Source organism: Moorena sp. SIO4E2 (assembly GCF_010671945.1).
Taxonomy (GTDB): Bacteria; Cyanobacteriota; Cyanobacteriia; order Cyanobacteriales; family Coleofasciculaceae; genus Moorena; species Moorena producens.
The window spans coordinates 1-1884 of record NZ_JAAHIE010000399.1 but is presented as its reverse complement, the minus strand read 5'-3'; the positions used below and the strand labels follow the sequence as shown (position 1 = coordinate 1884).

The 1884-nt window shown below is 44.3% G+C and carries 3 protein-coding genes; 1 reads left to right on the top strand and 2 read right to left on the bottom strand.

The annotated features are described in order from the left end of the window. The first annotated feature begins 670 nt into the window (after positions 1-670). Positions 671-1279 carry a pilus assembly FimT family protein gene (locus F6K37_RS28595; protein WP_008183228.1) on the top strand — a complete coding sequence of 203 codons (609 nt, stop codon included), beginning with the start codon at positions 671-673 and terminating at the stop codon, positions 1277-1279. On the opposite strand, the gene F6K37_RS28590 is transcribed toward F6K37_RS28595, so the two are convergent. Both F6K37_RS28590 and F6K37_RS28585 read right to left on the bottom strand, forming a co-directional pair. Continuing rightward, entirely contained in the window at positions 1273-1395 is a 123-nt protein-coding gene (locus F6K37_RS28590; RefSeq protein WP_267872021.1) for a hypothetical protein, read from the bottom strand. The two genes, F6K37_RS28595 and F6K37_RS28590, sit on opposite strands and share 7 nt — an antisense overlap. A 26-nt stretch (positions 1396-1421) precedes the next feature. Continuing rightward, on the bottom strand, positions 1422-1884 hold a 463-nt coding region (locus F6K37_RS28585; RefSeq protein WP_287253818.1), incomplete at its 5' end, for an alpha amylase C-terminal domain-containing protein.

Below are 1884 nucleotides of genomic sequence, written 5' to 3'. Positions count from 1 at the left end.
AGATAACCCTATTGAAGCTACCAAGCGATGTGTAATAGTAAAAACTATCTTGGGTGCCCTAGAAACTGACAGAAAAGAGGGATGTCCTTAGTCAACATAGTGCTGAGTTTTGCCTAGATGGTCAAGAATTAACTATACCAGTATTAGCTGGTACAGAAATTACTGAAGTTTTGTTGGGTTTACCCTGGCTAGAGGAAAGACCCTTAGTGGTAGACAAAAAAGCTGGTTTGTTGAGTCTGGGAGACTAGCTTATAGACCCGGTGGTGCGTTACGGGGCGGGCTGTGCAAAGGCTGACGACGAGGCGGAAAATGAGTGCCAGCCCGTCTGATCACGCACCCTACGCAACTACTCCCTACTCCCTAATCCCTTCCCAATAACAATAAAGCTAAACTAAAGACAACCGAAAAAGTTCTGAACTCGGTAATTCAGGGCTTTTTTTTTCAGAACATTCTCCCTGTTAGTCGTTCAAAAAATTAAATTAAATCGAACTATATCAAGCAACAATTGTAAGTATTCAGCCGTCAGCCGTGGCCTTTGGCCACGCTACTTGAGGTGCCGTCAGCCGTCAGCCTTAAGCTGATAGCTGATACGCGACACGCTGATAGCTAATAGCTGATAGCTTAGGCACAATTAAACCAAAGGTCAAACTTAAAATCAGGGTGATAGTCCATGCAATTCAATAGCCAACAGGGCGATCAATCCCGAGCTGATGCGATCGCTGGATTCACTCTACTGGAAACTATTCTGATAGTGTTAGTAGTTGGACTATTGGCTGCGATCGCAACCCCCAGCTGGCTTACCTTTATCAATCATCTGCAGCTCAACATAGCCCAAGACGAAATCTACCGAGCCATGCGGATTGCCCAAAGCAACGCCAAACGAGACAAAGCGACCTGGCAAACTAGCTTTCGAGAACAAGATGGTATTGTCCAGTGGTCAATTCACCGAGCGATGGGAAAAACATGCATCTTAGATCAAGTCCATTGGCATAGCCTAAGCCCTACCATTGCCATCTACAAAGACAAAAATAAGAAAGGTAAATCCGAAACTACCCTAGCCAAACCAAAGGGAGACTGTTCAAATACTGGACCATGGCGAGTCCAGTTTAACCACAAAGGAAACACCAACGGACAACTGGGACAAATCACCCTAATCACCAAGAATAATAATAACAATATCACCACCCAACGTTGCGTTTACGTATCCACCCTAATCGGAGCCCTGCGCAAGGGTAGATATCATCCTAAACCGAATAACAGTAAGAAATATTGTTATTGAGGGCAGCAGGGAATTGGGAATTGAGAATTGAGAATTGAGAATTTAGAATCGGGAATCGGGAGTAGCCATACAGGAAAGTTTTGAAAAGTTGTTGATCTGGCTCCCCATCTCCCCATCTCCCCACACTTCCAGAAGTTCCCCACTACTGCAACTCTGCTTGAGTCTTCTGATCATCAAGCTTTAAAATTAACACTCCCAGGGGTGGCAAACACAAATCTAGGGAATAGTAATGATTGTGGAAGAACCATTCATCTGTCCACTTACCCCCTAGATTCCCCATATTACTACCACCGTATTGGCGAGCATCACTATTGAGCAATTCCTTGTAGAATCCCATCTCGGGGACTCCTACTCGATAATGACTATGGGGCTGAGGGGTAAAATTGCACACTGTCACAATAAACTCTTCCGAATCGTGAGCATAGCGAATGAATGACACGACACTATGGCGATTGTCACTACAATCAATCCATTCAAACCCGTCCTGGTCAAAATCCTGAGTATAAAGCGCTGGTTCCCTACGATACAAATAATTCAGGTCAGTAATAAACTGCTTCAAATTTTTATGGGGTTGATATTGCAACAAATCCCACTCCAAATCTCCC